Genomic DNA, 23,794 nt, shown 5'->3' with positions numbered 1-23,794 from the left:
AGGAACCGTTTCTTGCCTTCACCGTCCCCCGAGCCGGTCAGGCCGTGGTCAGCCCCGCGACGAGGGTGTCGGCGGCGCCGTAGGGGTCGAGGGTGCCAGCGGCGACGCGGTCGGCGAGGGCGGCGAGGTGGCGGTCGCCGCGCAGGTCGCCGATGCGGGCGCGCAGGTCGGCGAGGGCGATCGCCTCGATCTCGGCGGAGGCCCGGCGCCGGCGGCGGGCCGCGAGCTCCCCGTGCTCCTCCAGCCAGGCGCGGTGCTTCTCCAGCGCCTCGACCACCTCGTCCACGCCCTCGCCCCGCGCCGCCACGGTCTTGACGATCGGCGGCCGCCAGTCCCCCGCCTCGCGGGCCTCGCCGAGCCCGAGCATGTGGTTGAGCTCCCGGGCGGTCGCGTCCGCGCCGTCCCGGTCGGCCTTGTTGACGACGAAGACGTCCCCGATCTCCAGGATGCCCGCCTTCGCCGCCTGGATGCCGTCCCCCATCCCGGGCGCGAGCAGCACCACCGCGGTGTCGGCCTGCCCGGCGATCTCCACCTCGGACTGCCCGACGCCGACCGTCTCCACGAGGATCACCTCGCACCCGGCCGCGTCCAGCACCCGCAGCGCCTGCGGCGCCGCCCAGGACAGCCCGCCCAGGTGCCCCCGGGTGGCCATCGAGCGGATGAACACCTCCGGGTCGGTCGCGTGGTCCTGCATCCGCACCCGGTCCCCGAGCAGCGCCCCGCCCGAGAACGGCGAGGACGGGTCCACGGCGAGCACCCCGACCCGCTTGCCGAGGCGCCGGTACGCGGAGACCAGCGCCGAGGTCGAGGTGGACTTGCCGACCCCGGGGGAGCCGGTGAGCCCCACCGTGTACGCCCGCCCGGTGTACGGCGCCAGCGCGGCCATCGCCTCCCGCAGCTGCGGCGCGGCGTTCTCGACCAGCGTGATCAGCCGGGCGACGGCCCTGGGCCGGCCCTCCCGGGCCTGCTCGACCAGCGTGGCGACATCGATCATCAGGGTTCTCCTTACGCAGATGCCGAAGGGGCTACGGACCGCTCGTGGCGGTCCGCAGCCCCGAAAACGTCAGCGGGAAAGTCAGGCCCGCGGGCTCTGCTCACGAGGGCTCTGCTCACGAGGAACATGGACGATCAGCGCGTCGCCCTGCCCGCCTCCGCCGCACAGCGCCGCCGCACCGATCCCGCCGCCGCGCCGCTGGAGCTCCAGCGCCAGGGCCAGCACCACGCGGGCGCCGGACATGCCGATCGGGTGGCCGAGCGCGATCGCGCCGCCGTTGACGTTGACGATGTCGGCGGAGACGCCCAGGTCCTCGGTCGACTGGTGGGCGACGGCCGCGAACGCCTCGTTGATCTCGATGAGGTCGAGGTCGGAGACCTCCAGCCCCTCCTTGCCCAGCGCGTGCTTGATCGCGTTGGACGGCTGCGACTGCAGCGAGTTGTCCGGGCCGGCGACGTTGCCGTGGGCGCCGATCTCGGCGATCCAGGTGAGCCCCAGCTCCTCGGCCTTGGCCTTGCTCATGACGACGACGGCGGCCGCGCCGTCCGAGATCTGCGAGGAGGTGCCGGCGGTGATCGTGCCGTCCTTGGCGAAGGCCGGGCGCAGCTTGGCCAGGCCCTCGACGGTGGTGTCCGCGCGGATGCCCTCGTCCTGGCTGAACAGCACGGGCTCGCCCTTGCGCTGCGGGATGGCCACGGGGACGATCTCGGCGTCGAACACGCCGTCGGCCTGCGCCTTGGCGGCCCGCTGGTGCGAGGCGGCGGCGATCTCGTCCTGGACCTCGCGGGTGATGCCCAGGCGGGTGTTGTGCTTCTCCGTGGACTCGCCCATGGGGATGTTCTCGTAGGCGTCGGTGAGCCCGTCGTGGGCCATCGAGTCGAGCATCGCGATCGCGCCGTACTTGTAGCCCTCGCGGGACTTGGGCAGCAGGTGCGGGGCGTTGGTCATCGACTCCTGGCCGCCGGCCACGACGATGTCGAACTCGCCGGCGCGGATCAGCTGGTCGGCGAGCGCGATGGCGTCCAGGCCGGAGAGGCAGACCTTGTTGATGGTGAGCGCCGGGACGCTCATCGGGATGCCGGCCTTGACGGCGGCCTGGCGGGCGGGGATCTGGCCCGCGCCGGCCTGGAGGACCTGGCCCATGATCACGTACTGGACCTGCTCGCCGGTGATGCCGGCCCGCTCCAGCGCGCCCTTGATCGCGAAGCCGCCGAGGTCGGCGCCGGAGAAGCCCTTGAGGGAGCCGAGGAGGCGGCCCATCGGGGTCCGTGCCCCGGCAACGATCACAGAGGTGGTGTTGGTCATGGGACGGGCCCCTTCGCACGTCGTGGCCAGCTGAGGATGCGCTCAATGTACTGACCCGCTACCCGCCCGTCACCGGAGCGACGATGTGATCCAGTGCACTGGCACCCTCCAGTCAACACCGTGCCGACGCGGCACGGGTGAACCCCGCCCGCGCCGACCCCGTGTGAGCAGGCTCGCACCCCGGGCGCTGGCGCCGCCGTCGGCCATGCGCTGCACTTGGTGCCACCTCACCCCACTACGGCCCCGGAGGCCCGCCGTGCTGACCCGCATCGACCACATCGGCATCGCCTGCCGCGACCTCGACAAGACCGTCGAGTTCTACCGCGCGACCTACGGCTTCGAGGTGTTCCACACCGAGGTGAACGAGGAGCAGGGCGTCCGCGAGGCCATGCTCAAGATCAACGACACCGGGGACGGCGGCGCCTCCTACCTCCAGCTGCTGGAGCCCACCCGCCCGGACTCCACCGTCGCCAAGTGGCTGGAGAAGAACGGCGAGGGCGTGCACCACATCGCCTTCGGCACCGCCGACGTGGACGGCGACTCCGAGGCCATCCGCGCCAAGGGCGTACGGGTCCTGTACGAGGAGCCGCGCATCGGGTCCATGGGCTCGCGGATCACCTTCCTGCACCCCAAGGACTGCGGCGGCGTCCTGACCGAGCTGGTCACCTCCGCCGTGCCGTCCCCCCACGGGGACCACGACGAGCACTGAGGCGCACGGGAGACTCCACGGGAGACTCCACGGAAGGGACACCGGAAGGACACCTCCGGCGCACGAGCGGTGCCGTCCGCGACCGGCGGCACCGCTAGCGACCCGTCAGTAACCTCGTCCGACAACCGGAAAACCCCCACGCGGCCATTCCCCCGCACTGCGCTCCCACTACAATGCCCAGGTGCGCGGAGGCTCCGGGAGACGGAGGCGACGGGCACGGCCGGTGACAGGCCCGTCCGCCCTGCGGTGGTCGGCCCGTCGCAAGGGGAGTCCCATTACACGGGCACGGCTGAACAGTCGCTACAGGGATCTGTCACCATTCTCCACAAGGCAAGAGTTCGCCCAGGAGTCCACCCGGACGGAGGAACGCGGAACCCCGCGCTCCCACGCCCAGGGCTCCGGTGACCGCTGCGGGCGGCCCCGGTCAGTACGGGGGCGTCCGAACGACTGCGGATGCAAGGACCAGCAGGACCGGCGCCCCGGGAAACGGGAGCACGGGACCGGCCGGGTCGAAGACGCGACCAGGAGATGGATGGGACCGCGGAGTGCGGGGCAACGACCGCTACGAGGCTGACGATCACCTCTCCCAGTTCGAGGCCGAGATGGGTCGGACTCGGAAGGATCGGGACAAGGCAGTCGAGCACGCCGAGGACCTCGCCTACCAGGTGGAGGTGCTCCGGGCGAAGCTGCACGAGTCCCGTCGCATGCTCGCCCAGCCGCGCGCCTTCGACGCCGTCTCCGGCCAGGCCGAGCAGATGCTCCGCACGGCCGAGATGCAGGCCCAGCAGCTGCGCGCCGACGCCGAGCGCCAGCTGCGCGACTCCCAGGCCGCCACCCAGCGGATCATGGCCGAGGCCGCCGAGCGCAGCGCCCGCGTGGAGGCCGACCTCGCCGCCCGCCGCCGCCAGCTGGAGGACGAGCTCGCCGAGCTGCGCCTGTCCGCCGAGCAGCACGTCAAGGGCTGGGCCGATCAGACCAGGGCCGGCTCCGAGCAGGAGGCCACCCGCCTGCTCCAGGACGCCCGCGCCGAGGCCGAGCGCATGGTCGCCGCCGCCCGCGCGGAGGCCGTCGCCCTCGCCGACCAGGCCCGCGCCCAGACCGCCGCCGACGTGGACGCCGCCCGGGGCGAGGCCCACGCCGCCGCCGAGGCCGCCCTCCAGCGCGCCCACAACGACGCCGAACGGATGCTGCGCGCCGCCTCCGAGCAGGCCCAGCAGGCCGGTGCCCAGGCCGCCGCCGAGGTCGGCGCCGCCCGCGGAGAGGCCCAGCAGCAGCTGGCCGCCGCCCACGCCGCCGCCGAGCAGCAGCTGGCCGTGGCCCGGGCCGAGATCGACCGGCTCACGAGCGAGGCCGCCTCCGAGCAGGCCCGCGCCCAGCAGCAGCTCGCCGCCGCCAAGGCCGAGATAGAGCGGCTGCGCGACGCGGCCATCGCCGAGGCCGAGCGCGCCCACCAGGAGGCCGCCGAGCTGCGCGTCCAGGCCGAGCAGGCCGCCGAGCAGCTCCAGGCGGACGCCGAGGCCGCCGCCGAGCGCAAGGTCCTGGACGGCGAGGCCGCCAACGAGCAGCGCTCGCAGACCGCCCGCGCCGAGGTCGCCCGGATGGTCGCCCAGGCCACCGCCGAGTCCGAGGCCATCCGCGCCGAGGCCGATGCCGTACGGGACCGGGCCGCCACCCGCCAGGCCGAGGCGGACGCCGCCAAGGCCGCCGCCGCCGAGGAGAGCGAGCGCCTGCGGGCCACCGCCGAGTCGGTGGCCGCCGAGCTCAAGGCCGAGGCCGCGGCCGCGATCGCCGAGCTGCGCGCCCACGCCGAGCGGGAGGTCGCCGACCTGCGGGCACACGCCGAGGCCGACGCCCAGCGCCTGCGCGGCGAGGCCGAGGAGGCCGGCCGGGCGGCCGGCGCCAAGGATGCCACCGTCCACCTCGCCAAGGCCGCCAAGACCGCCGAGGAGGTGCTCGGCCGGGCCAACCAGGACGCCGAGACCGCCCGCGGCGAGGCCTCCGCCGAGGCCGAGCGGATCCGCACCGAGGCCGCCGCCGAGGCCCAGCGCCTGCGCGAGCAGGCCCAGGCCGCCGTGGAGCAGGCCCAGAACGCCGCCCTGGACGACGCCGCCGCGATCCGCGAGCGGATCGAGCGCATGCAGGACGAGGCCGCCGCCCTGCGCGCCGAGGCCGAGGAGCTGCGCGCCCAGGCGGCCGCCGAGGCCGACCGGGTGCGCGGCGAGGCCCGCCGCCAGGCCGTCGTGCAGATCGAGGAGTCGGCGAAGAACGCCGAGGAGCTGCTCACCAAGGCCAAGGCCGATGCGGACGAGCTGCGCTCGGGCGCCGCCGGGGAGATCGAGCGGCTGCGCGCCCGGGCCCAGGAGCAGGCCGCCGAGACCCAGGGCCGGGCCGAGCAGACCCTCGCCCGGGCCCGTACCGAGGCCGAGAAGATCGCCTCCGCCGCCGAGCAGCAGAGCCAGGACGCCCTGGCCTCCGCCAAGGCCGCGGCCGCCGAGAACCGCAAGGCCGCCGAGCGCGAGACCGCCGAACTGCGGCGCGAGGCAGGCGAGTTCGACCAGCGCGTGCGCGCCGAGGCCACCGCCGCCGCCACCGCCCTGACCACCGAGGCCCAGGCCGGGGCGAGCTCCGTGCGCGACGCCGCCGTGGCCGACGCCGAGCGGGTGCGCACCGAGGCCGACACCGAGGCCGCCCGCACCCGGGCCGAGTCCGAGGCCGCCGCCGAGGCGCTGGGCGAGGAGAGCCGCCGCGAGCGCGAGGAGGCCGCCGAGGGCCTGCGCCGCGAGCGCGAGGAGACCGCCGAGCACCTCGCCGCCGCCGAGACCGCCCGCACCGACGCCGAGACCGCCCGCACCGGCGCCGAGCAGGCCGCCGCCGAACTCACCGAGCGCACCGCGAAGGCCACCGCCGAGCAGCGCTCCGAGGCCGACGCCTACGCCGGGCGCGTGCGCGCCGAGGCCGAGCAGGAGGCCGCCGCCCGCCGCGAGGCCGCAGCCACCGAGACGGCCCAACAGCGGGAAGCCGCCCACGAGTTCGCCGCCGAGCTGCGCACCGAGGCCCTGCGCGAGACCGCCGCCCAGCGCTCCGAGGCCGACGAGTACGCCGAGGCCGTACGGGCCGGGGCCGACCACGCCGCCGCCGAGCAGGCCGAGAGCGTCGCCGCCGAGACCGCCCGCCAGGCCGCCGAGGCGCAGGAGTACGCCGCCACCCAGCGGGCCGCCGCCGACGAGTACTCCGCCGAGCGGCACACCGAGGCCGACGCCTACGCCGAGCGCGTGCGCACCGAGGCCCGCCAGGACGCCCGGTCCGTCCGCGAGAAGGCCGCCGCCGAGCTCGCCCTCGCCGACGAGCAGGCCGAGACCGTACGCGCCGAGGCCGGCCGCCTCCTCTCCGAGGCCCGCGCCGACGCGGACGGCGTCCGCACCGAGGCCGCCGCCGAGCTGGAGCGCGCCCGTGCCGAGGGCGAGGGCCTGGTGGCCGCCGCCGAGGCCGAGGGCGCCGCCCTGGTCTCCGACGCCGAGGACGAGGCCGCCGAGGTCCGCCAGTCCGTGGCCGGACTGCACGAGGCCGCCGCCGAACAGATCGCCGCCCTCCGGGCCACCGCCGAGCGCGAGAGCGCCGAGGTCCGCGAGAGCGCCGAGCAGGCCGCCGCCGAGCAGCGCACGGAGGCCGACGAGTACGCCGCCGAGCGGCACACCGAGGCCGACGCCTACGCCGAGCACGTGCGCGCCGAGGCCGACCGCGACACCGCCGAGCTGCGCGCCCGCACCGACGCCGAGACCACGGCCCTGCGCGACCGCACCGCCCTCGACCTGGCCGCCGAGCGCGAGGCCGCCGAGGCCGAACTCGGCCGGCAGCGCGCCGAGGCCCAGGCCTACGACGAGCAACTGCGCCACGACGCCGACCACGAGCTGCGCGCCGCCGAGGAGGCCGCCGAGCAGCTGCGCGCGGACGTCGAGGCCCAGGCCGCCCGTACGGTCGCCGAGGCCGAGGCCCGCGGCGCCCGCACCGTCGCCGACGCGGAGGAGCTGGCCGCCGCGCTGCGCGCCGAGGCCGAGGAGTACGCCCTCGCCACCCGCACCCTGGCCGACGAGTACGACTCCGCCACGCACTCCCGCGCCGACGCCTACGACGCGGACACCCGCGAGGCCGCCGAGCAGTTCGACAGGTCGACCCGCGAGCGGGCCAAGTCCGTGCTGGAGAAGGCCTTCGCCGACGCCGAGTCCCTCGGCGAGGACGCCCAGACCACCGCCCTGGCCACCACCGCCGCCGCCGAGGAGCAGGCGGACGCGATGGTCGCCGCCGCCCGCAAGGAGGCCGACCGCCTGGTCGCCGCCGGCGAGGCGGCCGGTCAGGCCGAGGTGGAGAAGGGCCGCGCCGACGCCGACACGCTGCTCGCCGAGGCCCGCCGCGACGCCACCGCGATCCGCGAGCGCGCCGAGGAGCTGCGCGAGCGCACCGACGCCGAGGTCGAGGCCCTGCACGAGCGCGCCCGCAAGGAGAACGCGGCGGCCATGAAGTCGGCCGGCGAGCGGGTGGACGCGCTGGTGACGGCCGCCCAGGAGCAGCTGACCGAGGCCGAGGAGCAGGCGGTGGCCACCGTCGCCGAGGCCGAGGACCGCGCCGCCGCCCTGGTCGCGGCGGCCGAGGACCGCGCCTCGGAGCTCACCTCGGAGGCGTCGGCGGAGGCCAGCAAGGTCCGGCTCTCCGCCGTCCGCAAGGCCGAGGGCCTGCTCAAGGAGGCGGAGACCAAGCTCGCCAACTCCACCGACCGCGCCGAGTCGCTGATCGAGAAGGCGGAGGCGAAGCTGGCCTCCGCCGAGTCGGAGGCCGAGGAGCGGTTGGACAACGCCGCCTCGGAGGCGGAGAAGCGGCTCCGGGAGGCCGACCGGACCGCGGACGAGCAGATCGAGCTGGCGAAGGCGGAGGCCGAGCGGCTGGTCGCCGAGGCGAAGGCCGAGGCGCAGCGCGTCACCGACGAGGGCCGGCGCGAGCTGGACGAACTGGTGCGCCGCCGCAAGGACATCAACACCGAGATCTCCAGGGTGCAGGACGTGCTCTCCGCCCTGGAGGCGTTCGAGGCACCGTCACCGGTCGCCCAGGCCAACGGGGGAAGCAACACCAAGAAGGACGGGGGTGCCAAGGCCGGTGCCGGAGTTGGCTCCCCCCGGTCGGGTGGCAATCGCTCCAAGAGCTCACCACCCGATTGAGCGGACATTGGCGGTCATTGTCCGTGAGAGGACGGCATTTCGCCGTCGACACTCCGGTACCGTGTCAGGATTCCCTCAACCACCTCAGCGGTTTGACGACAGGAAGCCCAGAACCCCATGAGCGACAGTCACTCCCCTCACGGCTTCGACCTGGTGCGCCGTGGGTACGAGCGTGCCCAGGTCGACGAGCGGATCACCAAGCTGGTGGCCGACCGTGACAGTGCCTTGACCCGGATCAGCGCGCTGGAGAAGCGCATCGAGGAGCTCCACCTGGAGACCCAGACCGCCCAGGCGGCGGTCGCCGAGCAGGAGCCCTCGTACGCCGGTCTCGGCGCCCGGGTCGAGAAGATCCTGCGCCTCGCCGAGGAGGAGGCCAAGGACCTGCGCGACGAGGCCCACCGCGCCTCCGAGCAGCACCGCGAGCTGGCCGAGGCCGCCGCGCAGCAGGTCCGCACCGAGGCCGAGAACTACGCCAAGGACCGCAAGGCCAAGGCGGAGGACGAGGGCCTGCGCATCGTCGACAAGGCCAAGAGCGACGCGGCCCAGCTGCGTGCCGAGGCCAACAAGGACGCGCAGAACAAGCGCGAGGAGGCGGACGCCCTCTTCGAGGAGACCCGCACCAAGGCCGCCCAGGCCGCGCTGGAGTTCGAGACCAACCTGGCCAAGCGCCGCGAGCAGTCCGAGCGCGACCTCGCCGCCCGCCAGGCCAAGGCCGAGAAGCGCCTCGCCGAGATCGAGCACCGGGCCGAGCAGCTGCGCCTGGAGGCGGAGAAGCTGCGCACCGACGCCGAGCGCCGTGCCCGCCAGACCGTCGAGACGGCCCAGCGCCAGTCCGAGGACATCGTGGCGGACGCCAACGCGAAGGCCGACCGGATCCGCAGCGAGTCCGAGCGCGAGCTGGCGGCGCTGACCAACCGCCGCGACAGCATCAACGCCCAGCTGACCAACGTCCGCGAGATGCTGGCGACGCTGACGGGCGCGGCCGTGGCCGCCGCCGGCGTCCCCGGTGACGACACCGCGGGCGTCCCGGCCCAGCGCTGACGCACCTGCACGACAGGCCCTCACCCTCCCGGGTGAGGGCCTGTCCGCTGATGTCGACTCACTACCTCGGGTAGGCCCCGTCGGGGCGCTGGTAGCCGCTGCTGAGCTGGTTGCCCTCGTCGTCGGAGACGGTGCCGAACCAGGAGGTGCACCAGACCGTCACGGAGTCCGGCCAGTACTGCACCTCGAAGGGGTGCCCGGAGCCGTAGTCCCCGTACGAGGTGACGATGAAGGTCTCCCCCGGGCGCATCCAGTAGTCCTCGCCGAGGGGTTCCAGGGTCAGTTCCACGAGCCCCTCACCGCGATTGGTGATCGGCATCCGGCCGGTGACCTCCAGCGCGGAGAAGTCCCAGCCCGCCGCGTCCGCACTCATCCGGCGGCCACCCGGGCGAGCAGGCGGCGCACGGCGGCGTCGAAGGCCTCGGGGGCCTCCAGGGGGCTCAGGTGGCCCGTGTCGGGCAGGACGGCCAGCTCGGCGTTCGGCAGGAGGCTCGCGGTGAGTTCGGCCTCCTCGACGGCCACCAGGGCGTCCTGGGCGCCCGCCAGGACGACCGCCGGCACCCGCAGGCCCGCCAGCGTCTCCCGGGAGTCCGGGCGGGCCGCCATGGCCCGCTGGGCCCAGGCGACGGCGGCGGGCGGGGCGGCGGCGACCATCGACCGCACCCGCTCCACGAGGTGCCGCGACCCGGGCGCGAGCTGCCCGGCCGCGACCTCCTCGTCCAGCAGCAGCTGCACGCTGCCCCGGGCGGTCACGGCGGCGGCGATCCGCTCGCGGTTGGCCCGTACGGCCTCGGTGTCGGCGGTGGCGCGGGTGTTGGCCAGCAGCAGGCCGGCCAGCCGGTCGGGGTGGCGGCGGGCGAGGGCCAGGGCGACGTAGCCGCCCATGGAGACCCCGCCGACCACGGCGCGGTCGATGCCGGCCGCGTCCAGCAGCAGCGCGAGGTCGTCGGCGACGAGGTCCAGCGAGGGTTCGTCCGAGCCCAGCTCGGTGCCGCCGAAGCCCCGCTGGTCGGGGGCGATCACCCGGGCCCCGTCCCCGGCGGTGCCGGGCAGCGCGTCCAGTTGGGCTGAGAACATCGCGGCGTTCAGCGGGAAGGCGTGCAGCAGGAGGACGGGGGTTCCGGAGCCGCTCTCGCGTACCGAGACGGCGGTGGGGAGCTGGGTCATGGGGCCACCGTATTCCGGCACGCCCACGGGGCCCACTCAGCGGGCCCCGATATCCGCTTTGTCCTAGCCTTGCAAGGAACTGAGGGAGCGCGAATGATCGAGTTGCACGAACTGACAAAACGTTACGGCAGGACGCTGGCCGTGGACCGGCTCAGCTTCCGGGTCCCCCAGGGGGTGGTGACCGGCTTCCTCGGCCCCAACGGCGCGGGCAAGTCCACCACCATGCGCATGATCCTCGACCTCGACCGCCCGACCGGCGGACGGGTCACCATCGACGGCAAGCGCTACGGCCAGCTGAGCGAGCCGCTCAAGTACATCGGCGCGCTGCTGGAGGCCAAGGCCGTCCACCCCGGCCGCACCGCCCGCGACCACCTGCTCTGGCTCGCCCAGAGCAACCGCATCCCCGAGCGCCGGGTCGACGAGGTGCTCTCGCTGGTCGGCCTCACCCCCGTCGCCCGCAAGCGGGCCCGCGGCTTCTCGCTCGGCATGGGCCAGCGCCTGGGCATCGCCTCCGCGCTGCTCGGGGACCCGGAGATCGTCATGTTCGACGAACCGGTCAACGGCCTCGACCCGGAGGGCATCCTCTGGATCCGCAACCTGATGAAGCGCCTGGCCTCCGAGGGCCGCACCGTCTTCGTCTCCTCGCACCTGATGAGCGAGATGGCCGTCACCGCGGACCACCTGGTCGTCATCGGCAGGGGCCGCCTGCTGGCCGACCTGTCGATGCCCGAGTTCATCCGCCGCAACTCCCGATCCGCCGTCCGGCTGCGCACCCCGCAGCCCGAGCGGCTGCTGGACGTGCTCGCCGGCGCCGGCCTGCGGCACGAGCCCGGCCCGGACGGCTCGTACGAGGTCGTCGACGGCGACCTCGCCGCCATCGGCGAGCTGTTCGCCGCCAACGGCGTGGTGCTGCACGAGCTCAGCCCGCAGCAGGCCTCGCTGGAGGACGCGTTCATGCAGATGACGGCCGACTCGGTCGAGTACCACGCGGGCGACGGCCCGGGCCGCGACGCGGCGGGCGCCCCCGGCGTGTGGGGCGAGGGCTTCAAGGCGGACGGCACCGGGCCGGCCGCGGCCGTGCGGCAGGAGGAGAACTGAGATGGCGTCCTTCCCGGCGATCCTTCGCTCCGAGTGGACGAAGATCCGCAGCGTCCGCTCCACCGTCTGGACCCTCGCGCTGACCTTCGTGGTCACCGTCGGCATCGGCGCGCTGCTGTCCCTGCTGACCAACAACAACTTCACCGAGTTCCGCAGCCACGACAACGGCAACCCGTTCGACGCCACCGGTACGGCCTTCTCCGGCATCATGCTCGGCGAGCTGGCCATCATCGTCTTCGGCGTGCTGGCGATCGGCAACGAGTACAGCAGCGGCATGGTCAGGGTCACCCTCGCCGCCGTCCCGCAGCGCGGCACCCTGCTCACCGGCAAGGCCGTGGTGCTCGGCGGCCTCGCCCTGGTGGTCTCGCTGGTGACGGCCTTCGTCACCTTCTTCCTCGGCCAGGCCCTGCTCGGCTCGCACTCCACCACCCTGGGCGAGCCGAACGTGCTGCGCGCGGTGCTCGGCGCGGCGCTGTACCTGACGCTGCTGTGCCTGTTCTCGGCCGGCGTCACCACGATGCTGCACAACCAGACCCTGGCCCTGGGCGTGCTGGTGCCGTTCTTCTTCCTGCTCTCGCCGATCCTCTCGGCGGTGCCGAAGGTCAAGACGCTGGCGCACTACTTCCCGGACTACGCGGGCTCGCGCATGCTGCTGGTCTACGAGCAGCACGGCCAGCCGTACGGGCCCTGGGCCGGCTTCCTGATCTGCCTGGCCTGGACCCTCGCGGCCCTGGTCGGCGGCGCGCTGGTGCTCAAGAAGCGCGACGCGTAGGCGAGTCCACCGCCCCGGAGTCGGTACCCCGTCCGTACCCCGTCAGTACCTCGGAGCGCCGCGGCCCCTCAGCACGTTGGAGGCCCGGCGCTCCCGCGCTCCCCAGCACGCCCGGTGCCAGTGCCGCCGGTCGTCCACCCCCGCGCCGTACGCCGGCCAGGCCACCACATGGCCCACCCCGGGCGGGATCTCCTGGTCGCAGCCCGGGCAGCGGTAGAAGCGCCCGGCGGTGCCGGCGACCGTCTGGACCACCCAGTCGTCGCCCTGGTAGCTCTCGGTGCGGCGCAGCGATCCGCCGAGCGGAGCGGCCGGTTCGGCGCTCTCGCGGGGGGCGGCGCTCCTGGTCCGGTTGTGGCGGGGCACGGCGGACTGCCTCTCTTCCGGGGGCTCTGGGCCTTCCAGCCTAAGGCTGTCTCCGCTCCCCTATCACGGCTACGGGCGGGACCCGGCTGTTTTTACCGAGATCCACCCGATCATCGGGCGAATTCAGGATTCCGCGTGCCATTGGCACATGACATCCGATACCCGTGAAGGGACACGGCGGGGCTCGCAGACCCTGCGCGCACCCATGGAGGACCAAGGATGACCAAGACCAGCGACCGAGCCGAGACCCGCCGGCCGGTCGGCGTACGGCCGCCCGCCCCCGGCCCGGCGCTGAGCACCGTACCCGCCGTGCACCCGGCGCCCCCGCTGACGGCCGTCTCGGGCGACTCCCTGCCCGCCGCCCAGCGCGTCGCCGCACTGCCGCCGGACACCGCCCCCGTACGGGTCGGCGCCTTCCTGCTGTCCGCGCAGTTCCCCGGGCAGAGCCACGGCGAGGCACTGGACCGCACCGTCCGCGCCGCCGTCGAGGCGGAGCGCGCGGGCCTGGACAACGTCTGGCTGGCCGAGCACCACTTCGTGCCGTACGGGGTCTGCCCCGACGCGGCGACGCTGGCCGCGCTGCTGCTCGGCCGCACCCGCCGGATCGGCGTCGGCACGGCCGTCAGCGTCCTGTCCACCTCCCACCCGGTGGCGCTCGGCGAGCAGGCCTCCCTGCTGCACCTCACCTCCGGCGGGCGCTTCACCCTCGGCGTCGGGCGCGGCGGGCCGTGGATCGACCTGGACGTCTTCGGCAGCGGCGTGGACGCCTTCGAGCAGGGCTTCCCCGAGCGGCTGGACCTGCTGCTGCGCTGGCTGCGCGGCTCCCGGGTCGGCGCGGACGGGCCGCAGTTCAGCTTCCCCGAGGTCGCCGTCGTCCCCCGGGCCTCCGAGCCGCTGCGGCGCCCGGGCCTGGGCAGCTGGCTGGGCCTGGACGAACCGGCCGCGCGCTCCTTCCCCCGCCAGCGCCAGGAGGAGCCGGCCGGCGAGGACCTCACCGCCGCCGGGCGCCCGGTCGCGGGCCCGCCCGTGGTGGTCGCCTGCACCTCGCCGGGCGGGGTGAAACTGGCCGCCGAGCGCGGCCTTCCGATGCTGCTGGGCATGCACTCCGGCGACGAGGACAAGCTGCGGATGCTGGAGCTGTACCGCGCCGCCTGGCTGGCCGCCGGCCGGGGCGAGGAGCAGCTGCGCCGGGTCTCCCGCCAGCACGTCGCGGCGGGCGTCGCGCAGGTGGAGGACCGTTCCTCCACGGCCAGGGCGACGCTGCTGAACGCGATGCCCGGCTGGTTCGAGTACGGGCTCGGCGCGCACCGCACCGTCGACGGCCGCGAGCGCAAGATGCGCGACCCGCGCGAGTACACCGAACTCCTCTGCGACCTGCACGCGGTGGGCACCCCGCGCCAGTGCGCCGACCGGCTGCTGGCCACCGCCGAGCGCACCGGCATCCGCCGCTTCGCGCTGCTCGCCGAGGGCAGCGGCGACCGCGAGGCGACCCTGCACAACATCGCCCGGCTCGGCTCCGAGGTGCTCCCGCAGCTCGGCTGACGGGCCTGACGAGCCTGACGAACCTGGCGAGGCCGACGAGAACCCCGCCGGCCGCCACCGCCCCTGGAGGAGGCTGCGGCGGCCGGCGTGGGGATCAGCAGTCCCGCAGTTCCTCGGACTGGTTGAGCAGCTGCTCCCGGACGGAGGTGAAGCGCTCGAAGCGCGCCTCGTTCGGCTCCGAGGGCAGGAACACCGCGACGCGGTGACAGTTCTGGAACGCCAGCCGGACCCCGAAATGGCGCTGCAGGGCACCCCGGATGGCGTCGCTCGCGAGCGCGCGCAGCAACTGACCGCGCGCCTGCTCGCTCGGCGGCGGTACGTGGTTGTCGGCGAAGTCGGTGCCGTCGACCTTCGCCTGGGCGACCAGCGAACTGATCAGGTCCCAGGCGTACGGCAGCGAAACGCGGACGCAGTCGACGAACTCCCGCTCGTCGACCTCGCCCCGCTCGGCCTTCTCCAGCAGGGCCGGTGAGACGTCGAGCGACATGGATTCTCCTCTCGCGTTCCACCCGCGGCGGCGCCCGGGTGGTCATGCGTAGTCCAAGCTCACAGTGAGGGTGGTGGCGGAAGCGCAGGGGTGTCCGGCCCCGCGGGACGGGGTTCCGGCACCTTCGCGACACCGCGGTGGCGCCACGGGGCGTGACGCCCCGGACACCGAACGCGCTCAGAACAGCGTGGCAGTCAACAGCGCGACAGGCTGGTGATTCTTTCGGATTGCTCCGGAAATATGCCTCGACGCACCAGATTGGCCAGATCCTGTCGGATCGTTCATCTGAAGTCTCCGTCCCCGTTGACGCCGGTCCCGCAGTCGTGCCGTCACACACGGTAGAGACCCCACTTGAGGGGCGCCAGACCGCGAACGGACAGGAGCGGAACAGCCGATGCTCCATGGTCGCGGCGTTCGCGCTTTCTTCACCCGGTCGTCTCGGAATCGCATCAACTGGCCCCGGTGGGCTAGCGTGGTCGACCGTGCGTCTCGTAATTGCCCGCTGCTCAGTCGACTATGCCGGTCGGCTCTCCGCCCATCTGCCCTCCGCCACCAGGCTCATCCTGGTCAAGGCCGACGGCAGCGTCAGCATCCACGCCGACGACCGTGCCTACAAGCCGCTCAACTGGATGTCCCCGCCGTGCGTCCTCAAGGAGGCGGACGGGGTCTGGACGGTGGAGAACAAGGCCGGCGAGAAGCTCATCATCACGCTGGAGGAGGTGCTGCACGACTCCTCCCACGAGCTGGGCGTGGACCCGGGCCTGATCAAGGACGGCGTCGAGGCCCACCTCCAGGAGCTGCTCGCGGACCGCATGGAGGTGCTCGGCGCCGGCTGGTCGCTGATCCGCCGCGAGTACCCGACGGCGATCGGCCCCGTCGACATCCTCTGCCGCGACTCCGACGGTGCCACGGTCGCCGTCGAGATCAAGCGCCGCGGCGAGATCGACGGCGTCGAGCAGCTCACCCGCTACCTCGAACTCCTCAACCGGGACCCGCTGTTGGCCCCGGTCAAGGGCGTCTTCGCCGCGCAGGAGATCAAGCCCCAGGCCCGCGTGCTGGCCACCGACCGGGGCATCGGCTGCGTCGTCCTGGACTACGACGAGCTGCGCGGCATCGACGACGACAAGCTCAAGCTGTTCTGACGCCTCATCCGCCCGTTGAGGGCGGCGGCGGGGTCGACGGGCTCGACGAGCTCGTCGCGGTCGGGCTCGGAGTCGGGCTCGGTGAGTTCCCCGGCGAGGGCGAGACGTTGCCCGGCGGCGGCGACACCGGCGACTGCGGCTGTTGGGTCACCGGCGGCTGCGGCGCAGGCGGCTGAGCCGTCTGCGACTCCTCCGCCCCCGGCGAGCGCGAGGCCCGGTGCGAGGGCGAGGCGCTCGGCGAGTGCGAGGCCCCGCTCTCGGACGGCGCCGGGCTCGTCCCGTCCCCCGCCGGGCTCCCCGGCGCCGCGGCGCCCGTACCGCCGCCCTGGCTCGTGGTGGAGGCGTGCGGCACCGGCAGCGGCCCGTCCTGGCTGTCCCCGACGTCGTCCAGCCGCCCGTGCGGATCGTTCCCCTTGGGCTGGTCGGTGCCGATCGTCATCGCCGTCGCCGTCCCCAGCACCCCGAAGGTCAGCAGCGCCGCCGAGGCGAGCACGATCCGGCGCTTGCGGCTGGAGCGCAGCCGTCGCGGCACCCGGGCGGCGATCTTGCGGATCACCGGTCCGCGCGCCGCCACCGTCACCGGTGCGGCGGGCAGCTGCCGCCCCTCGGCGCGCAGCAGGTCGAGCATCCGCCGCGCCCCGGCGACGCCGCGCTGCTCCCCGGCGGCGGCCCGCAGGGTGAGCGCCGTCTCCAGTTCGGCAACGGCCCGGGACGGCTGCTGGACGCAGATCGCGTGCACGCCCGCCTCGTGGTGGAACCAGGCCTGGTCGACGGGCGATCCTGTACGCCGGGCGGCCTCCTGACCGAGCTGCAGCACCCGCTCCCAGGCCCCCCAGCGCAGCGCGAGCGCCAGCGCGGGCGCGGCGGCCCTGGCCAGCCGCACCACGGCCTCGTGCCGCCCGGCGGCCCGGTCGGCGAGCAGCACGCCGATCACGACCTCGGCCTCGGCGGCGATCTGCGCGGGCGAGACCGAGCCGTGCCCGACCCACCAGGCGAAGTGCTGGGCGGCGCCGTCCACGCAGCCCTGCGCGGGCCAGTGCGGGACGAGCAGGTCGAGGGCCCCGGCGGTGAGCCGGTGGTGCCCTCCGATGGACACCGCCAGCCCGGCGTCGGCGAGTTCGGCGAGCGCGGCCTCGCCCTGGCCGACGTCGAGGAGCGCGGGCAGGTGCGGCGCGGTGGGGCACTCGCCGCCGAGCGCCACGGCGAGGCGCAGGACGGCCTGCGCGGGCTCGCTGAGCCCCTCGGCGAGCCGGACGGCGGGCGAGGCGGTCTCGGCGACGGAGGGCAGCGGGACGGAGCGGCGCAGCGCGTTCTCGCGCACCGCGGGGTCCGGGTGCTGGACGGGCTCCCGGACGACCCCGAAGACGTCGTGGCGGTCCTCCTCGGCGGCGACCAGCGCGTCCACCGAGACGTCCCGCTGGCGCAGCAGCGCGGCGGCCTGAACGAAGCGCAGCGGCAGCCCCTCGGACTCGAACCAGAGGTCGACCGCCCAGGCCTTCTCGTCGACGTCCAGGGGCCGCCCGGCCAGGCGGGCGGTGAGGGCGAGGCAGGCGGAGCGGGAGAGCCCGGCGACGAGGTGGTCGCGCAGCCGGGAGCCGGCGGGCAGCACGGGGCTGCCGGGGGCGACGGAGATCAGGAAGGCGCAGCGGGGGGCCGCGGCGAGCAGTTCCTCCAGCTCGGTGTCGGAGGGCTCGGCCTCGTCGACGACGACCACGGCGGCGACCTCGGCGAGGTGCGCGGCCAGCTGCCCGGGGTCGGGCCGGAAGCCGGGGGCGTGGTGGGTGGCGGCGAAGAGGTCCTGGAGGAGGTCGGCGGCCGTGCGGCGGTGGCCGCAGAGCTGGACGACGCCTCCGGGGGCGAGGTCGGCGGCGGCCTCGGCGACGGCCGACAGCAGTGCGCTGCGGCCCGAACCGGCCTGGCCGACCAGGCGTATCGAGCGCCCCTCGGCGAGCAGGCCGAGCAGTTCGGCGACATCGGCCTCGCGGTCGAGCAGCGGCAGGTCGGCGGGGCCCGCGCCCATGGCGAGCGGGCCGACCGCCCGTTCGGGGCCTCCGGCGGGGCCGCGGGCGGGCTCGCTGCGCTCGATCCGGCGGGGGCGGGGGCGCCACTCCGCCGGGCAAGGGCGGGCCTCGGAGCCCTCCGGGGCGCCGACGCCGACGAGCAGGCCTCCGCAGACCAGTTCGCCGCCGCGCGTGCGGGCGGCCTCCTGCCGGAACTCGCCGGATGGCTGTGCCACGTTCTGCTCCGCATCGTGCTCGGCCGCCGGCTGCGCGCGCCGTCCGGCTGGTCTCCCCTGCGCGGCCGCGCTCGGCGCGGCGGGCGGCGGCCGTCTTCTGACGGGCAGACTCTCGCACATCCGGCCCCGACCGTGCAGGGGCGGGCCGGTGCACGAACGGGGCGGGTTCGGCGGAGGAGCGCCTCCGCTAGAGGACGTGCGCCTCCGCGCCGTCCACGGCGAGGATGCGGTGCAGCTTGGTGGCCACGAGCAGTCGCTGCAGCTGGGCGGGGACGGAGCGCAGCACCAGGCGGCGGCCGATGCGGCCGGCCCGCCGGTGGGTGCCCATGATGACGCCGAGGCCGGTGGCGTCCCAGAACTCCAGCCGGCCGAGGTCGAGCACGAGGTCCCCGAGGCCGCCGTCCACGGCCTGGTGCAGCTGCGCCCGCGCGTCGGCGGCGGTGCGCACGTCGAGACGGCCTTCGATGGCCAGCGCCCGGTGGTCGCCGGTGATGCGCATGCACTCCTCCTTCGCCTGTCGGTCCGCTTCGGGGACTGGGGTGGATCGGGCGGGGCGTGCCGCGGGGCTGCCGCTCACCCGTACATCCGGACGGAAGGCCGGGTTCCCTCATCTGACGGTGAACCGGCACCCCAGGTTGCTGGTTCCGGCCGAATCTGAAGCAACTTCACTCGTCCGAGGGAATATACGCAGTCAGTCTCCACACCTACGCTCGATTACCGCCCAAATCACCCGTCTGCGGTACCCGGCGTGAGGAAACTCACCCGCCCCCGGCCGGGTGGGCCGTACGGTCCCGCGACCGCCCGGCCCACCCGCTCCGATCAGCGGGTCACTTGCCCTCGTACGGATAGAAGCCGCGGCCGCTCTTGCGGCCGAGGTCGCCCGCGGTGACCATGCGGGCCATGATCTCCGGGGCGGCGAACTTCTCGTCCTGGGTCTCGTCGTAGATGTTGCGCGCGGCGTGCAGCAGGATGTCCACGCCGGTCAGGTCGGCGGTCTGCAGCGGGCCCATCGCGTGGCCGAAGCCGAGGCGGCAGGCGGTGTCGATGTCCTCGGCGGTGGCCACGCCCGACTCGTACAGCTTGGCGGCCTCGACGACCAGCGCGGTGATCAGGCGGGTGGTGACGAAGCCGGCGACGTCGCGGTTGACGACCACGACCTCCTTGCCGACGCCCTCGGCGTACGCGCGGGCGGTGGCCAGCGTCTCGTCGCTGGTCTTGTAGCCGCGCACCAGCTCGACGAGCTTCATCATCGGGACGGGCGAGAAGAAGTGGACGCCGACGACCGACTCCGGGCGCCGCGTGACGGAGGCGATCCGGGTGATCGGGATGGCGGAGGTGTTGGAGGCGAGCACGGCGCCGTCCTTGGCGAGCTTGTCGAGCTCGCGGAAGACGCCCTCCTTGACCTCCAGCTTCTCGAAGACGGCCTCGACCACGATGTCGGCCTCGGCGACGGCGCCCAGGTCGGTGGTGGTGGTGATCCGGCCCAGCGCGGCCTCGGCGTCCTCGGCGCTCAGCTTCCCCTTGGAGACGAACTTCTCGTACGAGGCGCGGATGCCCGCGAGGCCGCGCTGCAGCGCCTCCTCGGTGACGTCCCGCAGCACGACCGGGTGGCCGGCCTGCGCGGACACCTGGGCGATGCCGGCGCCCATCAGGCCGGCACCGATCACGGCGATCTGCTTGCTGGACGCATTGCTCATGGCTGGGTCTCCCGATGCCGTCGCCGCCCCGAGGGCGGGCCCTGAAGGCGGCTCAGGGCAGGGGTGACCGCCGTCGAGCCGCGTCGCTCAGGCCGGACTCTAATGCCCGAATCCTCCGGGCAGTAGCAATCGGGAGTGTGATCTGCAACCAAACGAAGCGGGCGAACCGATCGGGCCCGAGCAGCTCGTCAGATGGTCAGCCCGAGGTCCTGGGCGAGGATCGCCGCCTGCACCCGGCTGCGCAGCCGCAGCTTCGCCAGGATGCGGCTGACGTGCGTCTTGGTCGTCGCCTCCGCCATCTCCAGCCGCTGCGCGATCTCCCCGTTGGACAGCCCCGCCCCGACGCAGGCCAGCACCTCCCGCTCGCGGGCGGTCAGCGCGGCCACCGCCTCCCGCGTGTCGGGGCCGACCGGCCGGTCCGGGCGGGCGAAGGTGCCGATCAGCCGCCTGGTCACCGAGGGCGCCAGCATGCCGTCCCCGCGCGCCACCGTGCGGATGCCCTCGACCAGGGTGTCCGCCTCCAGGTCCTTGAGCAGGAACCCGGCCGCCCCGGCGCGCAGCGCCCCGTAGACGTACTCGTCCAGGTCGAAGGTGGTCAGGACCAGCACCTGCGCGGCGCCGGCCGCGACGACCTGCCTGGTCGCCGAGACGCCGTCCAGCCGGGGCATCTGCACGTCCATCAGCACCACGTCGGGCCGCAGCTCCAGGGCGAGGCGCACGGCCTCCTCGCCGTCCGCGGCCTGCCCCACCACCTCGACGTCCGGCTCGGCCCGCAGGATCATCACCAGCGCCGCCCGTACGGCCGCCTGGTCCTCGGCCACCACCACCCGGATCGTCATGCCCGTCCCTCGCTCTCCCGCCCGCGCGGCAGCACCGCGCGCACGCTCCAGTAGCCCTCGCGCGGGCCCGCCTCGAAGCTGCCGCCCAGCAGCCCGGCCCGCTCCCTCATCCCCACCAACCCGGCCCGGGCGCCGGGCAGTTCGCGGCCCGCCTCGGCCCGGTACGGGCTGTCGACGGCGATCCGCACCTCCTCCGGCCCGAACTCCAGCCGCAGGCTGACCAGTCCGGGCCCGGCGTGCTTGAGCGCGTTGGTCAGCGACTCCTGGACGATCCGGTACGCGGCCAGCCCCACCGGCGCCGGGACGCCCTCGCTGCCACCCTCCTGCACCAGCTCGAAGTCCAGCCCGACGTCCTGCCCGGCCGCCCTGGCCTTGGCCAGCAGGGCGTCCACGGCGGCCAGGTCGGGCGCCGCCCAGGACTCCTCCGCCTCTCCCCCGCCGCTGTCGCGCAGCAGCCCGATCATGCGGCGCATCTCGGCCAGCCCCTGGACGCTGTTCTCGCGGATCACCGCGAGCACCTCCACCAGCGGATCGTCCTGCGGCAGCCGCCGTCTTCGGGCGACGGACTGCGCGCCGGTGGCGTGGATGGCGATCGCCGACAGGTGGTTGGCCACCACGTCGTGCAACTCCCGTGCCATCCTGGCCCGTTCGGCGCCCACCGCCTCGCGGCGGTCCATCTCCGAGAGCAGCGCGGTCTGTTCGGCCCGCAGCCGCTCGGTCTCCGCCGTCAGCCGGTGCTTGCGCACCAGGTCGCCCGTCCAGACCGGCGCCAGGAAGACGAGACTGCTGACCACCGCGACCAGCAGCCCCGCCGACGTCCCGCCCGCGTACAGCGTCAGGCCGGAGAGCACCAGCACCGTCGTCCCGCCGGACAGGTGCAGCACCTTGGACATCCGGGGGGTGCCGTAGAACGCCGCCGCGTACAGCAGGTCGGTGTACATGATCAGCGTCGCCAGCAGGCTGCCCGCGAAGAGGCTCCCGGCGAAGGCCAGCCCGCCGACCGTCACCGCCAGCACCGGCCGGGTCCGCCGCACCAGCTCCAGCCCCGCCATCACCAGCAGCGGTACCACCACCGCCCAGAGCGGCATCCGGCCGGCGCGGTCGTAGACCCGGAAGACGATCAGCACGACACCGCCGAGCAGCCCGCTGAGGGCGATCAGCTGGTCCTGCCGCCGGGGCGGGAGTTGGGCGAACGGGGTGGGCACGCTCCCATCTCACCATCCCGGGAGGACGCGCGGACTCCGGTGCGCGCAGGAGCGGGCTACATCGAAAGGTGCAGCCGGGGACGGCACCCGGCGACGACGACACGAGCACGCCCGCACGGAAGGCTGGACACCGTGATCGTCTCCTTCATCGTCGCCGCCGAGGTCTCCTGGTGGATCGTCCTCGGCCTCGCCCTCTGCGCCCGCTACCTGCTGCGGTGGCGCCGCACCAGCACCGCGCTGCTGCTCGGCCTGCCGGTGGTGGACCTCGTCCTGTACGCGCTCACCGTCCTCAACCTGAGGAACGGCGCCGAGGCGAGCTGGATGCACGCCCTCGCCGCGAGCTACGCGGGCTTCTCGGTCGGCTACGGCCCGTCCCTGGTCGCCTGGGCCGACCGGCACTTCCTGCACCGCTTCGCCGGCGGCCCCAAGCCGCCGCCCGCGCCGAAGTACGGCCCGGAGCGGACGGCGCACGAGTGGAGCATCGCCAAGCGGACGGTGGTCTCGGCCGCGATCACCCTCGGCCTGATCACCCTGCTCGTCCCGCTGTCCGCGGGCACCGCGCAGTTCGGCGCCTTCGCCCAGTGGTACTGGAAGCTGGGCCTCGCCGCCGTCGTCAACCTGGTCGTGGCCGCCTGCTACTCGCTCTGGCCCAAGCAGCCGCCGGCCTCCGAGAACTCCTAGCCCTCCCGAGGCTCCTAGCGGTCCCCGCCCGGCACCCAGAGCACGTCCCCGCGCTCCTTGTTGGCCACCCGGGCCAGGATGAACAGCAGGTCGGACAGCCGGTTGAGGTACTTCGCGGTCAGCGGGTTGACGGTGTCCCCGTGCTCGGCGATCGCCGCCCAGGTGGAGCGCTCCGCCCGCCGCACCACCGTGCAGGCCAGGTGCAGGTGCGCCGCGCCGACCGTGCCGCCGGGCAGGATGAAGCTGCGCAGCTTCTCGACCTGCTCCAGGTAGTGGTCGCAGTCCCCCTCCAGCCGGTCCACGTACGACTGGAGCACCCGCAGCGGCGGGTACTTCGGGTCCTCGACCACGGGGGTGGAGAGGTCGGCGCCCACGTCGAACAGGTCGTTCTGGACCCGGGTGAGCACCGCCGCCACGTCCTCGGCCAGCCCGCCGACCGCCAGGGCCACGCCGATCGCCGCGTTCGCCTCGTTGGCGTCCGCGTACGCGATCAGCCGCGGGTCCGTCTTGGTGGTCCGGCTCATGTCGCCGAGCGCGGTGGTGCCGTCGTCCCCGGTACGGGTGTAGATGCGCGTCAGATTGACCATGCGGCCACCCTAGCCCGGCCGGTTGGGCCGCGTTGACCCTAGGCGACGTTGACCTCCCCCCAGCCTTCGGCCGGGGGGACCCCCACCCCGAGGGTCTCGTCGCTACGCGACGTTGACCCTCTGGCCGGGCGGAGCCGCCTCCAGCCAGGCCAGGAAGCCGGTGAGCGCGTCCTCGCTCATCGCCAGCTCCAGCGGCGCCCCGTTGTGCAGGCACCGCAGCACCACCGAGCCGGAGAGCAGTGCCAGCTCCTCCTGCCCCTCCGGGTAGCGCCGGCCCAGCACCTCGATCTCCCGCCGCGGCAGCACCCTGCGCGGGCGCGGCGCGTACGAGAAGACCCGGAACCACTCGATCGAGTCCCCGCTGTAGCGCCCGATACCAAAAACCCACCCCTTGCCGTCGGTCGGGGGGACCGGGGCTGAGGTGGGTCGGCCGTTCTCGTCGAGGTCGGGCTGCGTCGAGGCGTCGGCGGGCATTTTGAGCCGGTAGCTGCAGTCGAACGTGCCGCCGACCCTCTGGATCAGGCGGCGCCGGACGGCGAAGGCCATCAGCCCGATCACACCCAGGGCCACGACCGCCGCACACACCACAAGCGCGAGGACCATGCTCACCTACCTCCTCGCTACCCGCGTTCCCCGTCACGGTCGTCCCGACGACCGCGCTGACCTACCAACTACGACGACAGTCCCGGGGTCACGCTCACGCGTCCCCGGGACCGTCGATC

General features: G+C 74.3%; 21 protein-coding genes. 8 read left to right on the top strand and 13 right to left on the bottom strand.

The genetic code is table 11. The features are described 5' to 3' along the window. Positions 1–37 precede the first annotated feature (37 nt). Both meaB and ACIRRS_RS31360 read right to left on the bottom strand, forming a co-directional pair. Positions 38–994 carry a methylmalonyl Co-A mutase-associated GTPase MeaB gene (gene meaB, locus ACIRRS_RS31365; RefSeq protein ID WP_402977911.1) on the bottom strand — a complete coding sequence of 319 codons (957 nt, stop codon included), beginning with the start codon at positions 992–994 and terminating at the stop codon, positions 38–40. An 81-nt stretch (positions 995–1,075) separates the two neighbouring features. Beyond that, on the bottom strand, positions 1,076–2,299 hold the full coding sequence (locus tag ACIRRS_RS31360) for an acetyl-CoA C-acetyltransferase (RefSeq protein ID WP_402977908.1): 1,224 nt from the start codon (positions 2,297–2,299) through the stop codon (positions 1,076–1,078). A gap of 256 nt (positions 2,300–2,555) precedes the next feature. On the opposite strand from ACIRRS_RS31360, the gene mce reads away from it, so the two are divergent. The 3 genes from mce to ACIRRS_RS31345 all read left to right on the top strand — a co-directional run bounded on the left by mce (position 2,556) and on the right by ACIRRS_RS31345 (position 9,256). Then, positions 2,556–3,008 (top strand): methylmalonyl-CoA epimerase, encoded by a 453-nt coding sequence (gene mce, locus ACIRRS_RS31355; RefSeq protein WP_402977905.1) that lies wholly within the window; start codon positions 2,556–2,558, stop codon positions 3,006–3,008. A gap of 602 nt (positions 3,009–3,610) precedes the next feature. After that, entirely contained in the window at positions 3,611–8,215 is a 4,605-nt protein-coding gene (locus ACIRRS_RS31350) for a hypothetical protein (protein ID WP_402977902.1), read from the top strand. A gap of 117 nt (positions 8,216–8,332) precedes the next feature. Further along, positions 8,333–9,256, top strand: a complete 924-nt coding sequence (locus ACIRRS_RS31345) for a cellulose-binding protein (RefSeq protein WP_402977899.1) — start codon at positions 8,333–8,335, stop codon at positions 9,254–9,256. Between the two features lie 61 nt (positions 9,257–9,317). Here ACIRRS_RS31345 and ACIRRS_RS31340 read toward each other — a convergent pair whose 3' ends face one another. Both ACIRRS_RS31340 and ACIRRS_RS31335 read right to left on the bottom strand, forming a co-directional pair. After that, a complete protein-coding gene (locus ACIRRS_RS31340) occupies positions 9,318–9,629 on the bottom strand; it encodes a hypothetical protein (protein ID WP_402977896.1) in 312 nt (103 codons plus the stop codon). After that, positions 9,626–10,423 carry an alpha/beta fold hydrolase gene (locus ACIRRS_RS31335; RefSeq protein ID WP_402977893.1) on the bottom strand — a complete coding sequence of 266 codons (798 nt, stop codon included), beginning with the start codon at positions 10,421–10,423 and terminating at the stop codon, positions 9,626–9,628. Before ACIRRS_RS31335 ends, ACIRRS_RS31340 begins: the two co-directional genes overlap by 4 nt. Before the next feature lie 93 nt (positions 10,424–10,516). Here ACIRRS_RS31335 and ACIRRS_RS31330 point away from each other — a divergent pair, with 93 nt between their 5' ends. Together ACIRRS_RS31330 and ACIRRS_RS31325 are read left to right on the top strand one after the other, a co-directional pair. Then, positions 10,517–11,521: an ABC transporter ATP-binding protein gene (locus ACIRRS_RS31330; protein ID WP_402977890.1), complete on the top strand. Its 1,005-nt coding sequence runs from the start codon at positions 10,517–10,519 to the stop codon at positions 11,519–11,521. A 1-nt stretch (position 11,522) separates the two neighbouring features. Next, on the top strand, positions 11,523–12,293 hold the full coding sequence (locus ACIRRS_RS31325) for an ABC transporter permease subunit (RefSeq protein ID WP_402977887.1): 771 nt from the start codon (positions 11,523–11,525) through the stop codon (positions 12,291–12,293). Positions 12,294–12,335: 42 nt separating this feature from the next. Here ACIRRS_RS31325 and ACIRRS_RS31320 read toward each other — a convergent pair whose 3' ends face one another. Beyond that, positions 12,336–12,656, bottom strand: a complete 321-nt coding sequence (locus tag ACIRRS_RS31320; RefSeq protein ID WP_402977884.1) for an ATP/GTP-binding protein — start codon at positions 12,654–12,656, stop codon at positions 12,336–12,338. Positions 12,657–12,875: 219 nt separating this feature from the next. On the opposite strand from ACIRRS_RS31320, the gene ACIRRS_RS31315 reads away from it, so the two are divergent. Next, the gene (locus tag ACIRRS_RS31315; protein WP_402977881.1) at positions 12,876–14,198 is read left to right on the top strand and encodes an LLM class flavin-dependent oxidoreductase; all 1,323 of its coding nucleotides are present in this window, start codon (positions 12,876–12,878) and stop codon (positions 14,196–14,198) included. A gap of 94 nt (positions 14,199–14,292) precedes the next feature. Here ACIRRS_RS31315 and ACIRRS_RS31310 read toward each other — a convergent pair whose 3' ends face one another. Further along, on the bottom strand, positions 14,293–14,685 hold the full coding sequence (locus tag ACIRRS_RS31310; RefSeq protein WP_031074258.1) for an SCO5389 family protein: 393 nt from the start codon (positions 14,683–14,685) through the stop codon (positions 14,293–14,295). A 482-nt stretch (positions 14,686–15,167) separates the two neighbouring features. On the opposite strand from ACIRRS_RS31310, the gene nucS reads away from it, so the two are divergent. Continuing rightward, positions 15,168–15,827 carry an endonuclease NucS gene (nucS, locus tag ACIRRS_RS31305; RefSeq protein WP_355252708.1) on the top strand — a complete coding sequence of 220 codons (660 nt, stop codon included), beginning with the start codon at positions 15,168–15,170 and terminating at the stop codon, positions 15,825–15,827. Between the two features lie 4 nt (positions 15,828–15,831). On the opposite strand, the gene ACIRRS_RS31300 is transcribed toward nucS, so the two are convergent. The 5 genes from ACIRRS_RS31300 to ACIRRS_RS31280 all read right to left on the bottom strand — a co-directional run bounded on the left by ACIRRS_RS31300 (position 15,832) and on the right by ACIRRS_RS31280 (position 21,804). Continuing rightward, positions 15,832–18,063 carry an ATP-binding protein gene (locus ACIRRS_RS31300; RefSeq protein ID WP_402977877.1) on the bottom strand — a complete coding sequence of 744 codons (2,232 nt, stop codon included), beginning with the start codon at positions 18,061–18,063 and terminating at the stop codon, positions 15,832–15,834. 187 nt (positions 18,064–18,250) lie between these two features. Continuing rightward, on the bottom strand, positions 18,251–18,562 hold the full coding sequence (locus tag ACIRRS_RS31295; RefSeq protein ID WP_402977874.1) for an STAS domain-containing protein: 312 nt from the start codon (positions 18,560–18,562) through the stop codon (positions 18,251–18,253). Positions 18,563–18,890: 328 nt separating this feature from the next. Beyond that, positions 18,891–19,760 (bottom strand): 3-hydroxyacyl-CoA dehydrogenase family protein, encoded by an 870-nt coding sequence (locus ACIRRS_RS31290; protein WP_402977871.1) that lies wholly within the window; start codon positions 19,758–19,760, stop codon positions 18,891–18,893. A gap of 188 nt (positions 19,761–19,948) precedes the next feature. Further along, positions 19,949–20,599: a response regulator gene (locus ACIRRS_RS31285; protein ID WP_402977868.1), complete on the bottom strand. Its 651-nt coding sequence runs from the start codon at positions 20,597–20,599 to the stop codon at positions 19,949–19,951. Next, positions 20,596–21,804 (bottom strand): sensor histidine kinase, encoded by a 1,209-nt coding sequence (locus tag ACIRRS_RS31280; RefSeq protein ID WP_402977865.1) that lies wholly within the window; start codon positions 21,802–21,804, stop codon positions 20,596–20,598. Before ACIRRS_RS31280 ends, ACIRRS_RS31285 begins: the two co-directional genes overlap by 4 nt. Before the next feature lie 132 nt (positions 21,805–21,936). Here ACIRRS_RS31280 and ACIRRS_RS31275 point away from each other — a divergent pair, with 132 nt between their 5' ends. Continuing rightward, positions 21,937–22,485 carry a hypothetical protein gene (locus ACIRRS_RS31275; protein WP_402977862.1) on the top strand — a complete coding sequence of 183 codons (549 nt, stop codon included), beginning with the start codon at positions 21,937–21,939 and terminating at the stop codon, positions 22,483–22,485. Between the two features lie 14 nt (positions 22,486–22,499). Here ACIRRS_RS31275 and ACIRRS_RS31270 read toward each other — a convergent pair whose 3' ends face one another. Both ACIRRS_RS31270 and ACIRRS_RS31265 read right to left on the bottom strand, forming a co-directional pair. Beyond that, on the bottom strand, positions 22,500–23,072 hold the full coding sequence (locus ACIRRS_RS31270; RefSeq protein ID WP_402977859.1) for a cob(I)yrinic acid a,c-diamide adenosyltransferase: 573 nt from the start codon (positions 23,070–23,072) through the stop codon (positions 22,500–22,502). 102 nt (positions 23,073–23,174) lie between these two features. Continuing rightward, positions 23,175–23,675 (bottom strand): DUF2550 domain-containing protein, encoded by a 501-nt coding sequence (locus tag ACIRRS_RS31265; RefSeq protein ID WP_402977856.1) that lies wholly within the window; start codon positions 23,673–23,675, stop codon positions 23,175–23,177. Positions 23,676–23,794: the final 119 nt, after the last annotated feature.

It is taken from the genome of Kitasatospora sp. NPDC101183 (assembly GCF_044767945.1).
In the GTDB taxonomy this organism is placed as follows: domain Bacteria; phylum Actinomycetota; class Actinomycetes; order Streptomycetales; family Streptomycetaceae; genus Kitasatospora.
Note: the sequence above shows the minus strand (reverse complement) of the source record. Positions and strands in the feature narration are given on the sequence as shown.